Consider the following 20,182-nt stretch of genomic DNA (forward strand, 5'->3'; position numbering starts at 1 on the left):
GTATAACGGGTGAAAGTTAAACAGCCTGTGAAGAAAGCTCACAGGCTGTGATTTTGGCTATCTAGTGCTCAAGCTCTTCATGCTTTCGCACCATGCCGAAGTCAGCCAATATTGAGTAGGCAGCCGGTATCATAAAGAGAACCAATACCGTAGAAGCAAAAATGCCAAACACAATCGAAATGACCAGTGGCTGAATTACCTGTGCCTGCAGGCTGGTTTCTGTGAGAAGAGGCAACAGACCTGCAGCGGTTGTCATTGAGGTAATGAATACTGCTCTAAAGCGCTCTCGACTGGCCTTTACAACTGCATCATGAACGGAATCCCCATCATTAACGTGATGACGAATATACTGCACCAGCAAGATGGAGTCATTGACGACAATCCCCGCCAAAGAAACAAAGCCCATCATACTTGGCATACTCAAAGAGTGCCCCAGCAACCAGTGGCCCGTAACAACACCGATAAAGGCTAACGGTATCGCGAGCATGACCACAAAAGGCTCTAAATAGCTGCGGAACTGAAAGCTCAATATGGTAAATACGCCAAATAACCCAAGTAAAAAACCTTTACCCATGGATGCGCCTGTTTCGGCAGCATCTTTCGCTTCACCTTCGAAGTCAAAACGCAGGCCTGGATACTTGGCCAACAATATTGGCGCTTCATCACGCTGGAACTGGCGAATGATCTCCGATGAACTGGCCTTTGAGTTATCTATATCACCGAACACACTGACGGTTCGCAATCCATCAATACGTTGAATTCGTACGTAATTACGTTGAAAATCAAGTGTTGCTACTGTAGCTAGTGGAATTTGACTCCCATTGGCCATGATGATTGGGAAGTTAGCAAGTTGCTGTAAGTCTCCCGCTTCAATCTTATCTAAGCGTACTTCAATCTTGATGTTCTCCACACCGAGCTGTATCTCATCAGCGGTTTGACCAAAGAATGCAGCGCGCAATTGGCTCGCAATCATTTGACCGTCAACACCAAAGCTTTCTGCTCCAGGGCGCAGTTTCACCAGCACTTCTTCCTTACCCATACGCATGTCATCGAGTACGCCATGTACGCCGTCGAATTGGTTGAGATATTGCTGAATATCAATCGATGCGGCTTTAAGTTCTTCCAAGTCATCATGCTTAGCTCTAATCTCTATTGCGCGTCCACCTGGTCCCATAGTTGGCTGCTTAAAGACCAATGAGATTGGGTCAGCAAGCTCCCCAACTTCCTCTCGCCAAGCGTCGATAAAGTCATCAATGACAGTATTGCGCTGCTCAGCCCCTAAAAGGTCTAAACGTACCGTAGCAATATGCGGGCCTGACTCATTGGCATCACTGTTGAAGTTATAGTGACTGGTGGTATGCAGAATAAGGTTTCGTCCCTGTTCAACTTCCTCACTCCAGCGCTGGTTCAATCGCTCCGCTGCCGACTCAATCACACCAACAACACGTTCAGTTTGAGCAAGGGAGGCGCCGGGAGGCAGGATCACTCGTGCTTCTGCGATATCCCCATCGAGCTCTGGGAACGGAACAAACTTAACTACGCCACCAGCAATTAAAGCAATAGAGATCAATAACATTGAAAGAACGCCGCCCATAAAGGCGTAGCGATAGGTCACCACCTTCTCAACTGCTGCAATCAGCTGATTGTTACGAAAGCGCTCAAACCTCTCCAAAACGATGCGTTTGAACTTGACCGGCTCTCGCTCTTGTTTCTCTTTGTGTAGCGAGTGAGATAAGTGATTGGGCAGGATCAAAAAGGCTTCAATCAAACTCAAGCTCAATACCAAGATTAAAACTTGGGGTACTGCCCGGAGCACCGCGCCCATTTCACCTTGCAAAAATAACAAGCTTCCAAAGATACATACTGTGGTCAGAAACGATGAAACCACACCAGGCATCACTTTCTTAACACCGTTGATCACCGCATCATCAATGCTTTGTCCCCGATCGAGGTGTGCCGCAATCGACTCTGCAATAACGATTGCATCATCCATCATGATACCAATCGCCATCAGCAAACCGACGAGCGACATGATGTTAATAGAAAGACCGAGGTTAGCCATCAAAAAGAGACCACCAAGGAAGGCAACCGGAAGCCCTGCCGCCACCCAAAATGAGTAGCGCAAGCTAAAGAACAGCCACATGGTCGCAAATACCAACACAATCCCTTGCCAGCCGTTACGCACCATCATGGTCAATCGATCCCAAAGAACGGAAGAGAGATCATTGGTCATTTGCAGCGTCACGCCCTCTGGCGCGACCACACGTTGAGCGTCAACAAAGGCCGAGACTTGCTCCTTAATGCGAAGCGCATCATCTTCTTTGTTTTTGCTGATCTTAAGTAAAGCGGATGGCTTTCCATCAAAGATCACTTTTTGCTCATCCAGCTCAAAACGATCCGTAATCGTTGCGACATCGCGCAATCGGATCAATGACCCGTTTTCTCCAGAACCTACAACAATACTCTCAAGCTCTTGTGGAGTAACACGACGCTCGTCAAATCGAATCAAAAAGTTTTTATCCGGTGTTTCCACATTACCACTTGGTAACTTGATGTTTTGCTTGCCGATTTGATTAGCGATATCGTTGATACTTAACCCAAGCTGGCGAATCGCATCAATATTGATCTCGACACGATATTGGTGATCGGAAAAACCACTCACCTCTACCAGAGATACCCCGTAATCCAGTTTCAAAGTACGCTTGAGGTCTTCAGCATAGGCTTTTAGCTGTGGCCAAGTAGTGTCAGCTGTAATCGCAACATCCACCACGGGTTCATTCCAGTCCAACTCTTGAACGATAGGAGATTCAATTTCTGCTGGAAAGTCATTAATAGAGTTAATCTGCGTCTGAACATCCACCAGCATACGGCCAATATCGGCTTTCTCATTAAGCTTCAATACCAATCGTGCAGAGCCCTCAATGGCCTCGCAGCGTGTCTCTTTGATATTAGCGAGCCCATCAACCGCATCTTCCATACGCACACAAATGCTCTCCTCCACTTCCTGTGGAGAGGCTCCAGGGTAAACCACCCCAGCTAATATGTAGGGAGGACTAAACTCGGGAAATGTCTCCCTTTTGATGTTCGATAACGAGGAGATACCAAGCACTAAAAGGCCTAGCATCAGTAGGTTAGCGGCGGTTGGGTGTTTGGCAAAAAAGCGAATCATTGCGCTTGCTCCTCAACTTCTTCACGCAGCAACATTCCCTCAATAGCAGGAAGTACATCGTTAAGAACTAGTTTATCTCCAACTTCAAACTCACCACTCACTACCACCTGATTATTACGACGATAGAGCACCTTGACTGGCATAAATTTCAGTCGGTCTTCCTCATCCATCAAATAAGCACGATCGCCATGCAGAGCACGTTCAGGGATCACCCAGTTCGGGGTGGCTTGCCCTTCAATGGTGGCTTTAACAAACATGCCATTTGTGAGTGCAGGAGAGGAGCCTGGCTGCAGCACTGAGTAATCTTGTTCCACTTCAAGGATCACACCTACTGTCGCCTGCGCCGAATCGACACTCTCGGAGACTCGCGACACTTTTGCTGGCCACTGAGCAGACAGATTGCCACTATTCAAACTGATTTGAGCGCGCACATTGGTACTCTCACTCTGAGGGATGCCCGACGCGCTTCGTTCAAACTGCTCTAAACTGTTGATCACTATCTGCATATCATGAATTGAAAGTTGCGCTTCCACCTCCATGACATCAATACCGTGCGCGGTAAACATGGTTTGCTGTAAGTTCACCACCTGATCTTTTTCAATTTCCACATCCGCAACGCGCAGTGCTTGTGGCAAAGTGATTTTGGTGCGCGATAGCGAACGTTCCGCTTCTTCAAGCTTGGACTCACTAACTCTCACCACCGCTTGTGCGACACGTTTTTCATCGGGTAGTAAAGCAATCTGGTTCTCAATATCTTGCAGTAGCTTCTTTTGTGACAATACATTTTGTTGCTGCTGATCGACATCAGACTGCGAGGTAAGACCACGCTGTTGCAAATTGCGCTTTCTCTCGAGCTCTAATTGCGTTATATCCAAGCGGTTCTTTTCAATCGCAAGAGACTGTTTTAGGTTGTCCTCTTGCTGAGTGATCTTTTGCAAGGAGGTCTGGCTCGATGCAAGATCAGCCTGTGCTTGAGCTAACTTGAGCTCATAATCCAAAGGATCAATACGTAATACTTCCGTACCAGCCGCAAGGATTTGTCCCTTCTCTAGCTCGGGATGACGGTAGACCACCTTCCCCGTCACTTCAGCTATCGCTTTCCACTCAACTTTAGGTGAAACATGACCAAAGCCAATTACTTCTGGCGCTATCGGCTTAAGTTCCATTCGCTGTGTTTCCACTAGCCTTGCCCGGTCTCCTGCGGGTGTAGAGGGAAGATCTGGTCGCATTTTTATTGCCAAAAACAGAATGACAACACCCACCGCTAAAGCTGGGAAAAACAGGTATTTGCGGTTAAATTTCATTACAGGTTCCTTGTGAGTGTTGTGGAGTATGAGTAGGGACAATCATGCCCGTTTTTAACAGCCTAATATTGTGCTCAAGTAGAGACTCAATAAATGATTGATTTAGTGTAAAACCGTGCAAAGCCATCATTGCGGGCGGTGCAATAAATGGAAAGACCATTAAACTGATAAATGAAAAGCGGCACAAATCAGGGTCAAGATCAGGGTGAATGATCCCCTCTTCTACCAATCGCTCGAAAAGTAGATCGTTGCTCGGCTTAATAGAGTCAGTGAAGACCTTCTCCACCAACTGCCGAGATTTATCGCTAGCAGGCATGTGCATCACCTGACTAATCAAGCGCGAAAAGCGTGGGGCATTTAGCATGCTCATATAATGCGCTCGCATCAGGTCATATAACGTTTTATCCGACGCCTGCTTCAGCAAATGACTGATCTTATCGAGCATAGGCTGCAAGCTTTCCCGCAGCATGGTTTCAAACAAACCTTCTTTGTTACCAAAATAGTATCGCACCATCGCGCTATCTACTGCGGCCTTTTGTGCAATCAAACGGATCGACACCTTCTCGTAAGGCATGACGCTAAAAAGCTCTCTAGCCTGAAAAATCAGCTGATTACGAACATCTGTTTTGCTCGTTGGTCTCCCAACTTTACGATTCGCAGTCATGGTTTCACCCAAAATTCATCAATCGATGAATTTTATCTTAGTCCACTACTGAATACATAGAGACTATATTCCTCACATATTCATCAAATGATGAATTAACTGTTTTGAACCTATCATGGAGATGAGAACAGATCCGACATGAATAAAAATAGGCCTTTAGGGTTGACGTGCCTGCTCGAGTGCGGTACTAATTTGTTAACTTAATTTTGTGGTTTACCTAACGGTCTCTGGATTTTATTAACAATGACTATGCGCTTTTCTCTCCTGCTTAAACTCCTCCTTATCGTGAATAACTCGCGCGGGTAAGCAGTGTAAGAAAGACAACCACACAAAGATTTGTCTAAAGCCCGCACTAAGATGCGGGCTTTTTTGTAATTATCGGCTGGACGAAAACGATTAACCTCTGCCAAAAAGGCACAAATGAAAAGGAAGCACTCATGAACGATCAAGTGATTATCTTCGACACCACCTTGCGTGATGGCGAACAAGCGTTATCAGCAAGTTTGACCGTAAAAGAAAAACTGCAGATCGCCTACGCACTTGAGCGTTTGGGCGTTGACGTTATTGAGGCTGGCTTCCCAGTCTCTTCACCGGGTGACTTTGAGTCAGTGCAAACCATCGCTAAAAATATCAAAAACAGCCGAGTGTGTGGATTATCTCGAGCAGTAGCGAAAGACATTGATGCAGCAGCAGAAGCACTAAAAGTCGCAGAGGCTTTCCGAATCCATACCTTTATTTCCACTTCTACCATCCACGTACAAGACAAACTGCGTCGCAGCTACGAAGATGTCATCGAAATGGGGGTCAATGCCGTTAAACACGCACGAAAGTACACCGACGACGTTGAATTTTCGTGTGAAGATGCCGGGCGAACTCCGATTGATAATCTGTGTCGCATGGTAGAAGCAGCCATCGATGCTGGAGCCAATACCATTAACATCCCCGACACGGTTGGCTACACCGTACCGAATGAGTTTGGAGGCATTATTCAAACCTTATTCAATCGCGTACCAAACATTGATAAAGCCATCATCTCTGTGCACTGCCACGACGACTTAGGCATGTCTGTCGCGAACTCCATCGCCGCAGTTCAAGCCGGCGCTCGCCAAGTTGAAGGTACGATCAATGGTATCGGTGAGCGAGCAGGTAACTGTTCACTTGAAGAGATCGCGATGATCATCAAAACCCGCCAAGAGTTATTGGGGGTTCACACTGGCCTGAAACACGATGAGATCCATCGCACCAGTAAGCTAGTAAGTCAACTTTGCAATATGCCGATCCAAGACAACAAAGCGATTGTCGGTGCCAACGCCTTTAGTCATTCATCAGGCATTCACCAAGATGGCATGCTTAAGAACAAGAATACTTACGAGATCATGACGCCGGAGTCTATCGGACTTAAAAACCAAGCGCTTAACCTTACTAGTCGCTCTGGTCGCGCCGCGGTGAAGAGTCACATGGACTCGATGGGTTATAAAGATGAAGAGTACAACCTAGACGCACTTTACACTGATTTCTTAAAGCTAGCTGACCGTAAAGGTCAGGTGTTTGACTATGATCTAGAAGCATTAATGCACTTCTCGAACCTACGTGAAGAAGACGATTTCTTTAAATTGAACTACTTGAGTGTGCAATCGGGCAGTGTCATGGCTACCACCAGTATCAAACTGCTTTGCGGAGATGAAGAGAAATCAGAAGCGGCGGTCGGTAACGGTCCTGTCGACGCACTATATCAATGTATCTACCGCGTCACAGGCTACGACATTGTGTTAGATAAGTTTGATTTAACCGCGAAAGGCGAAGGTGAAGATGGTTTAGGCCAAGCCGATATTATTGCAAACTATAAGGGCCGCAAATACCACGGCACAGGCGTTTCAACGGATATCGTAGAAGCCTCTGGCCAAGCTCTGTTGCACGTTATTAATAGCATCCACCGTGCAGATAAGATTGAAGCGATCAAACAAAAGAAAGTCGCAACGGTTTAACAAAGATTCGATTGGGAGGTTCGACCTCCCCTTTCAAGCAAATACCCAGAAGAATTAAAGGATTAACATGACTGACAAAGCTTACAAAATTGCTGTATTACCTGGTGATGGCATTGGCCCAGAAGTAATGGAACAGGCACACAAGGTACTAGACGCGATTGAAACAAAACACGGAGTCTCGTTCCAGCGAGAACAACACGATGTGGGTGGTATCGCGATTGATAATCATGGTTGTCCTCTTCCTGAATCAACAGTAAAAGCTTGTGAAGAGTCAGATGCAGTTCTATTCGGCTCTGTCGGCGGCCCTAAGTGGGAACACCTTCCGCCTAACGATCAACCAGAACGCGGTGCATTACTGCCACTACGTAAGCATTTCCAGCTGTTTTGTAACCTACGCCCAGCACAGATTCACTCAGGTTTAGAGGCTTTTTCTCCTCTGCGCGCGGACATCTCAGGTCGTGGCTTTGACATTGTCGTAGTACGTGAGCTAACGGGTGGTATCTACTTCGGTCAGCCAAAAGGACGTGAAGGAGAAGGGCCAAACGAGAAAGCATTCGATACAGAGGTATACCACCGCTTTGAAATTGAACGTATCGCGAAAATTGCTTTTGAGTCTGCTCGTCTACGTCGCAAAAAAGTGTGCTCTATCGATAAAGCGAACGTTCTACAAAGCTCTATCTTGTGGCGAGAAGTGGTTGAAGAGATTGCTAAAGACTACCCAGATGTTGAGTTGTCACACATGTATATCGACAACGCAACCATGCAGCTAATTAAAGACCCTTCACAATTTGACGTGATGCTTTGTTCAAATATCTTCGGCGATATCATCTCTGATGAATGTGCAATGATCACCGGCTCAATGGGTATGCTCCCATCAGCAAGCCTAAATGAGAGCAAGTTTGGTCTTTATGAGCCAGCGGGGGGAAGTGCACCAGATATCGCAGGTAAAAACATCGCAAACCCAGTAGCGCAAATTCTTTCTGCAGCATTGATGCTTCGTTATAGCCTAGGTGAAGAAGCAGCGGCTCAAGATATCGAAACAGCGGTATCAAAAGCGCTAGCTGCAGGTGAGCTTACTGGCGATTTAGCAGGAGACAACCCTGCCCTGTCGACCTCTGAAATGGGTGACAAGATCGCAAGCTACATTCTGAACTCTTAATAAAAATAATACTCGGAGCGTAAGTGCGTGGCACTTACCTCTAGTCTCCCGAGCAATGGATTTATCCCAAGGACATAACAATGGGCAAAACACTATACGAAAAGGTTTACGACGCACACGTTGCGGTTGCTGCAGAGGGTGAAAACCCTATCCTTTATATCGACCGTCACTTAGTCCACGAAGTGACCTCTCCACAAGCTTTTGATGGTCTGCGTGAAAAAGGCCGCAAAGTTCGCCAAGTAGGCAAGACCTTTGCCACGATGGATCACAACGTCTCAACGACAACTAAAGACATCAATGCTTCTGGTGAGATGGCACGTATCCAGATGGAAACGCTGTCTAAAAACTGTGAAGAGTTCGGCGTAACTCTGTACGACCTAAATCACAAATACCAAGGCATCGTTCATGTCATGGGCCCAGAGCTTGGCATTACCCTACCGGGTATGACTATCGTTTGTGGCGACTCACACACTGCTACTCACGGCGCTTTTGGCTCTCTAGCATTTGGTATCGGGACTTCTGAAGTTGAGCATGTGTTAGCAACACAGACGCTAAAGCAAGCTCGCACGAAAACAATGAAGATAGAGGTAAAAGGTAAAGTCGCACCGGGAATTACGGCAAAAGATATCGTGTTAGCCATTATTGGTGAAACGACTGCCGCTGGCGGTACTGGCTATGTTGTAGAGTTCTGCGGCGAAGCCATTACCGACCTGTCGATGGAAGGCCGTATGACGGTATGTAACATGGCGATCGAACTAGGTGCGAAAGCAGGCCTTATTGCACCTGATCAAACCACGTTCGATTACATCAAAGGTCGTAAGTTTTCTCCGCAAGGTGATGATTTTAATGCCGCTGTCGAGTACTGGAAAACGCTGAAATCGGATGATGACGCTCAATTTGATGCCGTTGTGACTCTAAATGCAGCCGACATCAAGCCACAAGTCACTTGGGGTACAAACCCAGGTCAAGTTATCGCAGTCGACCAACCTATTCCTGCACCAGAGAGTTTTGCTGATCCAGTAGAAAAAGCCTCTGCAGAGAAAGCTCTCGCTTACATGGGGCTTGAGGCAGGTAAAGCACTATCAGACTACAAGGTCGACAAAGTATTTGTCGGTTCATGTACCAACTCTCGTATCGAAGATATGCGAGCAGCTGCCGAGGTAGCAAAGGGACGTAAAGTAGCGAACAATGTTCAAGCACTTATTGTTCCGGGTTCGGAACAAGTGAAAGCCCAAGCCGAAGCCGAAGGTCTAGACGTTATCTTCAAAGAAGCTGGTTTTGAATGGCGTCTTCCAGGCTGTTCAATGTGTTTAGCGATGAACAACGATCGTTTAGGTCCACAAGAGCGCTGCGCCTCAACTTCAAACCGCAACTTTGAAGGCCGCCAAGGTCGAGATGGTCGTACCCACTTAGTTAGCCCAGCAATGGCTGCAGCAGCGGCTATTGCGGGTCATTTTGTAGATATTCGTGAGTTAGCTTAAGGAGAGAGTACATGTCAGGTTTTAAACAACACACAGGTCTAGTTGTCCCTCTAGATGCCGCGAATGTCGATACAGATGCCATTATTCCTAAGCAATTCTTGCAAAAAGTATCTCGTCTAGGCTTCGGCAAACACCTATTCCATGATTGGCGTTTCCTTGACGATGCTGGTGAGCAGCCAAACCCTGAGTTTGTGATGAATGCTCCTCGCTACCAAGGCGCTTCAATCCTGCTCGCACGTGAAAACTTCGGCTGTGGGTCATCACGTGAACACGCACCTTGGGCACTAGCAGATTATGGTATTAAAGCGATGATCGCGCCAAGCTTCGCGGATATCTTCTACGGTAATTCGATCAATAACCAAATGGTGCCTGTTCGATTGACTGAGCAAGAAGTAGACGAAATCTTCCAGTTCATTGAAGCAAATGAAGGTGCTGAGGTTGAAGTGGATTTAGAAGCTAATCGAGTTCGTGCCAACGGCAAAGAGTACGCTTTCGAGATTGATGAGTTCCGTCGCCACTGCCTGTTAAATGGATTGGACAATATTGGCTTAACGCTACAACACGAGTCCAAAATTGCCGAGTATGAATCAAAAATCCCAAGCTTCTTGAGTTAAATATCAAGAACGGACACCAAAAGGTTGGCAAATTGCCAACCTTTTTTGTATCCAATGAAAGGCAAGGAATACTTTGTAGGTCTATGTTATTAATCAAAACCTCGTTTAGGGCTTATCATGCTAAGACTATTGACTCTACTCACTACTCTGATCTCTTTCGCGACCTTTTCCGCACCAAAATCTGAACTTTGGCAATACTGGGATAGATCGAATGAGGAGAGCACACAAACTATCGCTCATCAAAGTTGGCAGACGTTTATCGATAAGTATGTTGTCGTTGAGGGAGAGCATCATCTCGTTAACTACAAAGCAGTCTCCCATGCAGATAAGCGGGCGCTAGAGCAGTATATTCGAACGCTTTCAAGTATTGACCCACGTAATTACTCAAGGGCAGAACAGTACGCTTATTGGGTGAATCTATATAATGCTATCACTGTCGATTTAATCCTTGATAGCTACCCAGTCAAGTCTATTACTAAGCTAGGAGGTCTGTTTAGCTTTGGCCCTTGGGGAGATGACGTTATCCGTATCAATGACAAAGCACTTACTCTCAATGACATCGAGCACCGGATACTACGCCCGATCTGGAATGATCCAAGAACTCACTATGCCGTGAATTGCGCTAGCTTAGGTTGCCCAAATCTTCAAACTAGCGCATTTACTGCGGACAACACCCAAGCTCTTCTTGATCAGGCAGCAAAAGAGTTCATTACTAGCAGTAAAGGCGTGTCATTGATTGAAGGTAAACTTACCCTATCAGAGATCTATGATTGGTTTGCCGTCGACTTTGGCACAAAACAGCAACTGTTTGAGCACTTGGCGCAATATAAAGGTGAACTAAAAGGATACAGCGGTAAGGTAAATTACGAATATGACTGGAGCTTGAACGACAGTAAATAATTTAGCTCTAAAACGGAAAAACCCCGATCATATCGATCGGGGTTCGGAATATAAACCTGGCGATGTCCTACTCTCACATGGGGAAGCCCCACACTACCATCGGCGCTATTGCGTTTCACTTCTGAGTTCGGCATGGAAATCAGGTGGGTCCACAATGCTATGGTCGCCAAGCAAAATCTTTGCTTGCTCAACTCTTAGCAGAGATGATGCGAAATTCTATTTTAAATGGTGCTGATACCCAGACTCGAACTGGGGACCTCATCCTTACCAAGGATGCGCTCTACCACCTGAGCTATATCAGCATCAAGAGTGTCCTTAAGGACTAAAAAAGCCCGCTTAATCAAACGGGCTCATTTATACTTTTTCTTCACTTTTAAGAAAGTGAAAATAAATTTGAAGCCTGGCGATGTCCTACTCTCACATGGGGAAGCCCCACACTACCATCGGCGCTATTGCGTTTCACTTCTGAGTTCGGCATGGAAATCAGGTGGGTCCACAATGCTATGGTCGCCAAGCAAATTCTGTTTTTCGTCTTCACTTTTTCTAAAAAAGTGAAAACAAAAAGTCTGGAAAGCTTCTAAAAGTCATCAATACACATTCAAAGTTCTTAGCTTTGAGTCCATCAAAACCCCTTGGGTGTTGTATGGTTAAGCCTCACGGGCAATTAGTACAGGTTAGCTCAACGCCTCACAACGCTTACACACCCTGCCTATCAACGTTCTAGTCTCGAACAACCCTTTAGGACACTTAAAGTGCCAGGGAAGACTCATCTCAGGGCTCGCTTCCCGCTTAGATGCTTTCAGCGGTTATCGATTCCGAACTTAGCTACCGGGCAATGCCATTGGCATGACAACCCGAACACCAGAGGTTCGTCCACTCCGGTCCTCTCGTACTAGGAGCAGCCCCCTTCAATCTTCCAACGCCCACGGCAGATAGGGACCGAACTGTCTCACGACGTTCTAAACCCAGCTCGCGTACCACTTTAAATGGCGAACAGCCATACCCTTGGGACCGACTTCAGCCCCAGGATGTGATGAGCCGACATCGAGGTGCCAAACACCGCCGTCGATATGAACTCTTGGGCGGTATCAGCCTGTTATCCCCGGAGTACCTTTTATCCGTTGAGCGATGGCCCTTCCATACAGAACCACCGGATCACTATGACCTGCTTTCGCACCTGCTCGAATTGTCATTCTCGCAGTCAAGCGGGCTTATGCCATTGCACTAACCTCACGATGTCCAACCGTGATTAGCCCACCTTCGTGCTCCTCCGTTACTCTTTGGGAGGAGACCGCCCCAGTCAAACTACCCACCAGGCACTGTCCTCACCCCAGATAATGGGGCTAAGTTAGAACATCAAACATACAAGGGTGGTATTTCAAGGTCGGCTCCACTAATACTGGCGTACTAGTTTCAAAGCCTCCCACCTATCCTACACATGTAGGCTCAATGTTCAGTGCCAAGCTGTAGTAAAGGTTCACGGGGTCTTTCCGTCTAGCCGCGGGTACACTGCATCTTCACAGCGATTTCAATTTCACTGAGTCTCGGGTGGAGACAGCGTGGCCATCATTACGCCATTCGTGCAGGTCGGAACTTACCCGACAAGGAATTTCGCTACCTTAGGACCGTTATAGTTACGGCCGCCGTTTACCGGGGCTTCGATCAAGAGCTTCGACCTAAGTCTAACCCCATCAATTAACCTTCCGGCACCGGGCAGGCGTCACACCGTATACGTCATCTTACGATTTTGCACAGTGCTGTGTTTTTAATAAACAGTTGCAGCCACCTGGTATCTGCGACTCCCCATAGCTCCATCCGCAAGGGACTTCACCGCGAGGAGCGTACCTTCTCCCGAAGTTACGGTACCATTTTGCCTAGTTCCTTCACCCGAGTTCTCTCAAGCGCCTTGGTATTCTCTACCCGACCACCTGTGTCGGTTTGGGGTACGATTCCTTACAATCTGAAGCTTAGAGGCTTTTCCTGGAAGCATGGCATCAATGACTTCACTACCGTAGTAGCTCGACATCGTGTCTCAGCCTTAAAAAGAGCCGGATTTACCTAACTCTTAAGCCTACGCACTTGAACCTGGACAACCATCGCCAGGCCCACCTAGCCTTCTCCGTCCCCCCATCGCAATTGTAAGAAGTACGGGAATATTAACCCGTTTCCCATCGACTACGCCTTTCGGCCTCGCCTTAGGGGTCGACTTACCCTGCCCCGATTAACGTTGGACAGGAACCCTTGGTCTTCCGGCGAGGAGGTTTTTCACCCCCTTTATCGTTACTCATGTCAGCATTCGCACTTCTGATACCTCCAGCAGACCTTACAGTCCACCTTCAGCGGCTTACAGAACGCTCCCCTACCCAATGACTAAAAGTCATTGCCGCAGCTTCGGTGTATAGCTTAGCCCCGTTACATCTTCCGCGCAGGCCGACTCGACTAGTGAGCTATTACGCTTTCTTTAAATGATGGCTGCTTCTAAGCCAACATCCTAGCTGTCTAAGCCTTCCCACATCGTTTCCCACTTAGCTATACTTTGGGACCTTAGCTGGCGGTCTGGGTTGTTTCCCTCTCCACGACGGACGTTAGCACCCGCCGTGTGTCTCCCGGATAGTACTCACTGGTATTCGGAGTTTGCAAAGGGTTGGTAAGTCGGGATGACCCCCTAGCCTTAACAGTGCTCTACCCCCAGTGGTATTCGTCCGAGGCTCTACCTAAATAGATTTCGGGGAGAACCAGCTATCTCCAGGTTTGATTGGCCTTTCACCCCTAGCCACAAGTCATCCGCTAATTTTTCAACATTAGTCGGTTCGGTCCTCCAGTTGATGTTACTCAACCTTCAACCTGCCCATGGCTAGATCACCTGGTTTCGGGTCTATATCCAGCAACTCGACGCCCAGTTAAGACTCGATTTCTCTACGGCTCCCCTAGATGGTTAACCTTGCTACTGAATATAAGTCGCTGACCCATTATACAAAAGGTACGCAGTCACACCACGAAGGTGCTCCTACTGCTTGTACGTACACGGTTTCAGGTTCTATTTCACTCCCCTCACAGGGGTTCTTTTCGCCTTTCCCTCACGGTACTGGTTCACTATCGGTCAGTCAGTAGTATTTAGCCTTGGAGGATGGTCCCCCCATATTCAGACAGGATATCACGTGTCCCGCCCTACTCGATTTCACTGATGATGAGATGTCGGTTACGGGGCTATCACCCTGTATCGCGCCACTTTCCAGAGGCTTCACCTGTCTCACTAAAAGCTTAAGGGCTAATCCAATTTCGCTCGCCGCTACTTTCGGAATCTCGGTTGATTTCTTTTCCTCGGGGTACTTAGATGTTTCAGTTCCCCCGGTTCGCCTCACTAACCTATGTATTCAGTTAGTGATAACACCTTATGGTGTTGGGTTTCCCCATTCAGGAATCTCAGACTCACAGGTTTTTACTACCTAATCTGAGCTTATCGCAAGTTAATACGCCTTTCATCGCCTCTGACTGCCAAGGCATCCACCGTGTACGCTTAGTCACTTAACCATACAACCCGAAGGAGTTTCGAGTTGTTGTTTAAACAACCAAAGTTGTCTGCAATTTTTATACATGATGCAGACTCGATTTTGCCGGACTCAAATAACTCTTTGTTTCCGCTTTTTAGAAAAAAGCAGAGGCAAAAAGTGGACTTTCGTCACTTCCAAGAACACTTGAATGTGTGTTGGTACCTAAAACCATAGTTTTAGGATTTGAGAACTTTTAATTTGAATAACAACGCATCTCAAAGAGATGGGGATTGTTGTTATTCGTCAGCTTTCCAAATTTTTAAAGAGCAAATCACTTCCAAAGAAGTAACCATTTTTAAGAGCACTTAAGGCTTTCTATTTCAAAAGAAATGCGCTTAAAGATGGTGGAGCTAAGCAGGATCGAACTGCTGACCTCCTGCGTGCAAGGCAGGCGCTCTCCCAGCTGAGCTATAGCCCCATCAATGGATAAATCCATAAACAGTCATTATGACTGGGATTAATTTTTCTTTAGGCAAGGCAGATTGTGAGGCCGTGTACACCAGTACACAACGAGCAATCTAACGCCGCATAAAGAAAAATTGGTGGGTCTGAGTGGACTTGAACCACCGACCTCTCGCTTATCAGGCGAACGCTCTAACCACCTGAGCTACAGACCCACATTCTTGCGTCGTGCTTTCTCTTATTTCTTCGTCAGGCTGCGCTCTTCACTCAGTCACATACTGATGTATGCTCCTTCGCTCATCACTTGCCTTCCTCGAACTAAGAAAAATCACTTTGCAATAATCTCTTTTACAAACCTAATCAATCTGTGTGAACACTCATCGCAATAATCATCGTATAAGGAGGTGATCCAGCCCCAGGTTCCCCTAGGGCTACCTTGTTACGACTTCACCCCAGTCATGAACCACAAAGTGGTGAGCGTCCTCCCGAAGGTTAAACTACCCACTTCTTTTGCAGCCCACTCCCATGGTGTGACGGGCGGTGTGTACAAGGCCCGGGAACGTATTCACCGTGGCATTCTGATCCACGATTACTAGCGATTCCGACTTCATGGAGTCGAGTTGCAGACTCCAATCCGGACTACGACGCACTTTTTGGGATTCGCTCACTATCGCTAGCTTGCTGCCCTCTGTATGCGCCATTGTAGCACGTGTGTAGCCCTACTCGTAAGGGCCATGATGACTTGACGTCGTCCCCACCTTCCTCCGGTTTATCACCGGCAGTCTCCCTGGAGTTCCCGACATTACTCGCTGGCAAACAAGGATAAGGGTTGCGCTCGTTGCGGGACTTAACCCAACATTTCACAACACGAGCTGACGACAGCCATGCAGCACCTGTCTCAGAGTTCCCGAAGGCACCAAAGCATCTCTGCTAAGTTCTCTGGATGTCAAGAGTAGGTAAGGTTCTTCGCGTTGCATCGAATTAAACCACATGCTCCACCGCTTGTGCGGGCCCCCGTCAATTCATTTGAGTTTTAATCTTGCGACCGTACTCCCCAGGCGGTCTACTTAACGCGTTAGCTCCGAAAGCCACGGCTCAAGGCCACAACCTCCAAGTAGACATCGTTTACGGCGTGGACTACCAGGGTATCTAATCCTGTTTGCTCCCCACGCTTTCGCATCTGAGTGTCAGTATCTGTCCAGGGGGCCGCCTTCGCCACTGGTATTCCTTCAGATCTCTACGCATTTCACCGCTACACCTGAAATTCTACCCCCCTCTACAGTACTCTAGGTGACCAGTTTCAAATGCTGTTCCGAGGTTGAGCCCCGGGCTTTCACATCTGACTTAATCACCCACCTGCATGCGCTTTACGCCCAGTAATTCCGATTAACGCTCGCACCCTCCGTATTACCGCGGCTGCTGGCACGGAGTTAGCCGGTGCTTCTTCTGTCGCTAACGTCAAATAATGCAGCTATTAACTACACTACCTTCCTCACGACTGAAAGTGCTTTACAACCCGAAGGCCTTCTTCACACACGCGGCATGGCTGCATCAGGCTTGCGCCCATTGTGCAATATTCCCCACTGCTGCCTCCCGTAGGAGTCTGGACCGTGTCTCAGTTCCAGTGTGGCTGATCATCCTCTCAGACCAGCTAGGGATCGTCGCCTTGGTGAGCCTTTACCTCACCAACTAGCTAATCCCACCTGGGCTAATCTTGACGCGAGAGGCCCGAAGGTCCCCCTCTTTGGCCCGAAGGCATTATGCGGTATTAGCTATCGTTTCCAATAGTTATCCCCCACATCAAGGCATATTCCCAGGCATTACTCACCCGTCCGCCGCTCGACGCCCTTAACGTCCCCCGAAGGTTCAGTTAAGTCGTTTCCGCTCGACTTGCATGTGTTAGGCCTGCCGCCAGCGTTCAATCTGAGCCATGATCAAACTCTTCAATTTAAGATTTTGATGTCCATAAGGACTGACTCAATGAATACTGACTTCAAAACTCATTCTCACTCGAAAGTAAGAAGTAATTTTAAAGCTATTATCGTTCCAACAGAACGATAATGAATTGACTGTGCTGATACCGAAGTATCAATTGGTCACTCAGTTCATTGATAGTCATTGATTCCGAAGAATCAGTTTTTGATTTTACTTTTATAAAAAAGTGAAAACCAAAAGTGGATTATCATCAACGAGTGCCCACACAGATTGATAGGTTTATATTTTTAAAGAGCTTTCCCATTAACGTTCCGCTTGGCGTCTCGTCGTTGGGGATGCGTATAATACGCCTTGAAAAATCAGAGTCAACTCTTTTTTTTCAATTTTTTCTGAAGTACTTTTCAGTATCTTTCAGAGAAAAATAAAGAGGACATTTTCATGTCCTCTTTATCGAAATATGGTACCGGTGGGCGGACTTGAACCGCCACGCCCGAAGGCAACGGATTTTGAATCCGTCGTGTATACCAATTTCACCACACCGGCATCAACAGGTTACCCCGTCTTTGTGTTGTGCATTATACGTATAGCCCAAATGAACGCAACACAAAAAATCTATACTTTTGCTCGACTGCTGTTTATTTGCGCGCAAAGCAGTTTAAATCGACAATCTCTTTATGCTTAGTCTCGGATTTTGTATTCTCTTTATCCTTGTTAATGAATTAACGATAAGAAGATGAATACATTAAAGGACTACCCTACAGCCGGCCTCTTTCGCCGCTTAGCCTCTCTTTTCTATGATGCATTGATTATTCTCGCTATCGAAATGCTTGCGGCTGGAACTGTTGTGGCCATATTGGAAGCGGGGGTTGCTATAGGCATTGTGAATTACGGTCAATTTGCAGACGTTGGAGATTTTCTCTCAAACCACCCCATCTGGAGCCCTCTATATACCTTTTATTTGGCGTTCGTTTGGATTGGCTTTTTAGTCTTTTTCTGGACGAGAGCAGGACAGACACTTGGCATGCGTGCCTGGAAATTAAGAGTCGTTAATGAGAGCGGTGGCAACATCACGATTACTCAAGCTCTGATTCGAGTTGCGACCTCTGGTTTCGGCTTGGCCAACTTCACCGTGCCTATTGATCCCGAAAAGCGAGGCTTTCACGATATGTGGGCAAAAACTCGTGTGATTGTGCTGCCTAAAGCAAATTAATTCTCAAGAGGGAGCTTTCGCTCCCTCTACTCTTTAATCATTCTGCTGCTATCTATACCACTCGGTTTTGTTCTTCTGTTCGCAAGAACGCATCAATATTATCAATCAATATGTTGGCTAAGCTTTGAATCGCACTGTCACTACCCCAGGCCACGTGAGGTGTGAGCAGCAGATTAGGTAGATGTGCATTATCGAGCAATGGGTTGTTGATGTCTGCTGGCTCTTGCGTAAAGACGTCAACCCCAGCAGCCGCGATGGTGCTATGCTCTAAAGCATTAACGAGTGCGTGTTCATCAACTAAACCACCTCGTCCTGTATTGATTAATATTGCATTGGACTTCATTAGTTGAAGCTCTGGCTCACCAATAAGGTTACGTGTCTCTTGTGATAAAGGGCAATGCAGTGAAAGGACATCACTCATCGATAGCACAGTTTCAAATGGAAGATAGCCCTCTCGACACTTCTCTGCCCCTTTTCTTTCAGCGAATACAACCTGCATACCTATCGCCCTAGCGAGACTTGCCGTCGCTTGACCTAGAGCACCACTGCCTACAATACCTAGAGTGCTTCCTGCAATATCGCCAATAGCGTGGGTGAAGAAACAAAACTGCTTGTTTCGCTGCCACTCACCTTTCACGATATCATTGTGATAACCAACCAAATTGCGGCGCAAAGAGAACATCATTGCAATCACATGTTCGGGAACTGACTGCTGGGCATAGCCCCTTACATTGGTGACAGCAATATTGCGTGCTTGGCAGTAATGAATATCCACATTGTTATAACCCGTAGCAGCGACAGCAATTAAAGCAAGTTTTGAGCAGAGCTTTAACTGCTTCTCGCCGAGGTAAACTTTATTTGAAATGACAATATCTGCGTCTTGAATACGCTCTAAAACCAGCTCTGGCTGGGTAAAATCGTATTCTACCCACTGGTGGTTATACTCAATCTTTGGGATAACAATATGACTTGGAATAGTCGCTCGGTCGAGAAATACAACTTTAGGCAATGACATTTGGGCTCCTGTTCACTGCCAGTCGTGTTCCAATGATATTTAGTATTTTGGCAGTGTTTTATAGTCTGGTAATTCTGTCACAGGAGAGAAAAAGGTAAAGATCATCGATTCGGCTTGCGGATAGAAGTCACAAGGAACAAACACACTTTGCAAAGATTGACTGTCTGGGTGATAGAAACTGAGTTCTGCAGCATGCAACTCTAAACGCTTAGAGTGCAACAGAGCCTCTCCTTGTGAGTAAAACTCATCCCCAACAATCGGATGGCCGAGCGCCTGCATGTGCACACGCAACTGATGTGAGCGCCCAGTGATTGGTAATAGACGCACTACTGAGGTTTTTTCTTCTCGTTTTACCACTTGATATAATGTTTGAGACTCCTTGCCATTGGTGTGACATACCATCTGTCTTGGTCTATTCGGCCAATCACATATTAAAGGCAGATCGACCTTTCCTTCATTGTGCTCCGGATGCCCCCACACTCTGGCGTAATACACTTTGTGCGTTAAACGGTATTGAAACTGCTTTTTAAGCGCACTCTCTGACGCTTTATCTTTTGCAAATAACATCAAGCCAGACGTCGACATATCTAGTCGATGGATCACCTGAATGCCCGGAAACTCTGCATTTAGTCGACTCCACATACTGTCAAAGTGCTCTTCTAAACGCCCTGGAACAGACAATAGGCCTGAAGGCTTATTGGCTACAAGAATATACTCATCTTCATAAACGATATCGATCCAAGGATCTTTTGGTGGATGGTATTCAAGCATGGCCATAGTCGGTTTCTCACGA

Annotated in this window: 11 protein-coding genes, 4 tRNA genes and 4 rRNA genes; 6 read left to right on the plus strand and 13 right to left on the minus strand. The window is 46.9% G+C overall.

The features are described from left to right. Positions 1 to 61: 61 nt before the first annotated feature. Genes QWZ05_RS10630 through QWZ05_RS10640 form a run of 3 tightly spaced genes read right to left on the minus strand, consistent with a single transcriptional unit; the run spans position 62 to position 5,137 of the window. Positions 62 to 3,169, minus strand: a complete 3,108-nt coding sequence (locus QWZ05_RS10630; protein ID WP_290298331.1) for an efflux RND transporter permease subunit — start codon at positions 3,167 to 3,169, stop codon at positions 62 to 64. After that, positions 3,166 to 4,473: an efflux RND transporter periplasmic adaptor subunit gene (locus QWZ05_RS10635; protein WP_290298334.1), complete on the minus strand. Its 1,308-nt coding sequence runs from the start codon at positions 4,471 to 4,473 to the stop codon at positions 3,166 to 3,168. Before QWZ05_RS10635 ends, QWZ05_RS10630 begins: the two co-directional genes overlap by 4 nt. Continuing rightward, the gene (locus QWZ05_RS10640) at positions 4,463 to 5,137 is read right to left on the minus strand and encodes a TetR/AcrR family transcriptional regulator (protein WP_264874710.1); all 675 of its coding nucleotides are present in this window, start codon (positions 5,135 to 5,137) and stop codon (positions 4,463 to 4,465) included. Before QWZ05_RS10640 ends, QWZ05_RS10635 begins: the two co-directional genes overlap by 11 nt. 437 nt (positions 5,138 to 5,574) lie before the next feature. On the opposite strand from QWZ05_RS10640, the gene leuA reads away from it, so the two are divergent. The 5 genes from leuA to QWZ05_RS10665 all read left to right on the plus strand — a co-directional run bounded on the left by leuA (position 5,575) and on the right by QWZ05_RS10665 (position 11,276). Continuing rightward, positions 5,575 to 7,122, plus strand: a complete 1,548-nt coding sequence (gene leuA / locus QWZ05_RS10645) for a 2-isopropylmalate synthase (protein ID WP_264874709.1) — start codon at positions 5,575 to 5,577, stop codon at positions 7,120 to 7,122. 67 nt (positions 7,123 to 7,189) lie between these two features. Beyond that, entirely contained in the window at positions 7,190 to 8,281 is a 1,092-nt protein-coding gene (leuB, locus tag QWZ05_RS10650; RefSeq protein ID WP_290298338.1) for a 3-isopropylmalate dehydrogenase, read from the plus strand. An 80-nt stretch (positions 8,282 to 8,361) separates the two neighbouring features. Then, positions 8,362 to 9,762, plus strand: coding sequence for a 3-isopropylmalate dehydratase large subunit (gene leuC / locus QWZ05_RS10655; protein WP_264874707.1), 1,401 nt, complete (start codon positions 8,362 to 8,364; stop codon positions 9,760 to 9,762). 11 nt (positions 9,763 to 9,773) lie between these two features. Further along, positions 9,774 to 10,376 carry a 3-isopropylmalate dehydratase small subunit gene (leuD, locus tag QWZ05_RS10660; RefSeq protein ID WP_290298341.1) on the plus strand — a complete coding sequence of 201 codons (603 nt, stop codon included), beginning with the start codon at positions 9,774 to 9,776 and terminating at the stop codon, positions 10,374 to 10,376. Between the two features lie 117 nt (positions 10,377 to 10,493). Then, positions 10,494 to 11,276, plus strand: a complete 783-nt coding sequence (locus QWZ05_RS10665; RefSeq protein ID WP_290298343.1) for a DUF547 domain-containing protein — start codon at positions 10,494 to 10,496, stop codon at positions 11,274 to 11,276. A gap of 54 nt (positions 11,277 to 11,330) precedes the next feature. On the opposite strand, the gene rrf (QWZ05_RS10670) is transcribed toward QWZ05_RS10665, so the two are convergent. The 8 genes from rrf (QWZ05_RS10670) to QWZ05_RS10705 form a co-directional block, all read right to left on the minus strand. Next, positions 11,331 to 11,447, minus strand: a 5S ribosomal RNA gene (gene rrf, locus QWZ05_RS10670). Positions 11,448 to 11,502: 55 nt separating this feature from the next. Beyond that, positions 11,503 to 11,578 (minus strand) — tRNA-Thr (locus tag QWZ05_RS10675). Positions 11,579 to 11,674: 96 nt separating this feature from the next. Continuing rightward, positions 11,675 to 11,791: ribosomal RNA gene (gene rrf / locus QWZ05_RS10680) — 5S ribosomal RNA — on the minus strand. Positions 11,792 to 11,919: 128 nt separating this feature from the next. After that, a 23S ribosomal RNA gene (locus tag QWZ05_RS10685) occupies positions 11,920 to 14,807 on the minus strand. A 362-nt stretch (positions 14,808 to 15,169) separates the two neighbouring features. Continuing rightward, positions 15,170 to 15,245, minus strand: a tRNA-Ala gene (locus tag QWZ05_RS10690). A 122-nt stretch (positions 15,246 to 15,367) separates the two neighbouring features. Next, positions 15,368 to 15,444, minus strand: a tRNA-Ile gene (locus QWZ05_RS10695). 182 nt (positions 15,445 to 15,626) lie between these two features. Next, positions 15,627 to 17,179 (minus strand): 16S ribosomal RNA (locus QWZ05_RS10700). Together the 16S, 23S and 5S rRNA genes with 4 tRNA genes alongside form the textbook arrangement of a ribosomal RNA operon. A gap of 443 nt (positions 17,180 to 17,622) precedes the next feature. Continuing rightward, positions 17,623 to 17,707 (minus strand) — tRNA-Leu (locus QWZ05_RS10705). Between the two features lie 190 nt (positions 17,708 to 17,897). On the opposite strand from QWZ05_RS10705, the gene QWZ05_RS10710 reads away from it, so the two are divergent. Beyond that, a complete protein-coding gene (locus tag QWZ05_RS10710; RefSeq protein ID WP_264877786.1) occupies positions 17,898 to 18,374 on the plus strand; it encodes an RDD family protein in 477 nt (158 codons plus the stop codon). 52 nt (positions 18,375 to 18,426) lie between these two features. Here the strand turns inward: QWZ05_RS10710 and QWZ05_RS10715 are convergent, their stop codons facing one another. After that, a complete protein-coding gene (locus QWZ05_RS10715; RefSeq protein ID WP_290298346.1) occupies positions 18,427 to 19,389 on the minus strand; it encodes a D-2-hydroxyacid dehydrogenase in 963 nt (320 codons plus the stop codon). Between the two features lie 39 nt (positions 19,390 to 19,428). Beyond that, positions 19,429 to 20,166 carry a bifunctional tRNA pseudouridine(32) synthase/23S rRNA pseudouridine(746) synthase RluA gene (rluA, locus tag QWZ05_RS10720; RefSeq protein WP_290298348.1) on the minus strand — a complete coding sequence of 246 codons (738 nt, stop codon included), beginning with the start codon at positions 20,164 to 20,166 and terminating at the stop codon, positions 19,429 to 19,431. Between the last annotated feature and the right edge of the window lie 16 nt (positions 20,167 to 20,182).

The organism is Vibrio agarivorans, from assembly GCF_030409635.1.
Taxonomy (GTDB): Bacteria; Pseudomonadota; Gammaproteobacteria; order Enterobacterales; family Vibrionaceae; genus Vibrio; species Vibrio agarivorans.

Excerpts from the sequence above, each read along its gene's own strand:
- leuA (WP_264874709.1), top strand. The coding sequence starts at position 5,575 with ATGAACGATCAAGTGATTATCTTCGACACCACCTTGCGTGATGGCGAA.
- leuB (WP_290298338.1), top strand. The coding sequence starts at position 7,190 with ATGACTGACAAAGCTTACAAAATTGCTGTATTACCTGGTGATGGCATT.
- rluA (WP_290298348.1), bottom strand. The coding sequence starts at position 20,166 with ATGGCCATGCTTGAATACCATCCACCAAAAGATCCTTGGATCGATATC.
- leuD (WP_290298341.1), top strand. The coding sequence starts at position 9,774 with ATGTCAGGTTTTAAACAACACACAGGTCTAGTTGTCCCTCTAGATGCC.
- QWZ05_RS10715 (WP_290298346.1), bottom strand. The coding sequence starts at position 19,389 with ATGTCATTGCCTAAAGTTGTATTTCTCGACCGAGCGACTATTCCAAGT.
- QWZ05_RS10635 (WP_290298334.1), bottom strand. The coding sequence starts at position 4,473 with ATGAAATTTAACCGCAAATACCTGTTTTTCCCAGCTTTAGCGGTGGGT.
- leuC (WP_264874707.1), top strand. The coding sequence starts at position 8,362 with ATGGGCAAAACACTATACGAAAAGGTTTACGACGCACACGTTGCGGTT.
- QWZ05_RS10710 (WP_264877786.1), top strand. The coding sequence starts at position 17,898 with ATGAATACATTAAAGGACTACCCTACAGCCGGCCTCTTTCGCCGCTTA.
- QWZ05_RS10630 (WP_290298331.1), bottom strand. The coding sequence starts at position 3,169 with ATGATTCGCTTTTTTGCCAAACACCCAACCGCCGCTAACCTACTGATG.
- QWZ05_RS10640 (WP_264874710.1), bottom strand. The coding sequence starts at position 5,137 with ATGACTGCGAATCGTAAAGTTGGGAGACCAACGAGCAAAACAGATGTT.
- QWZ05_RS10665 (WP_290298343.1), top strand. The coding sequence starts at position 10,494 with ATGCTAAGACTATTGACTCTACTCACTACTCTGATCTCTTTCGCGACC.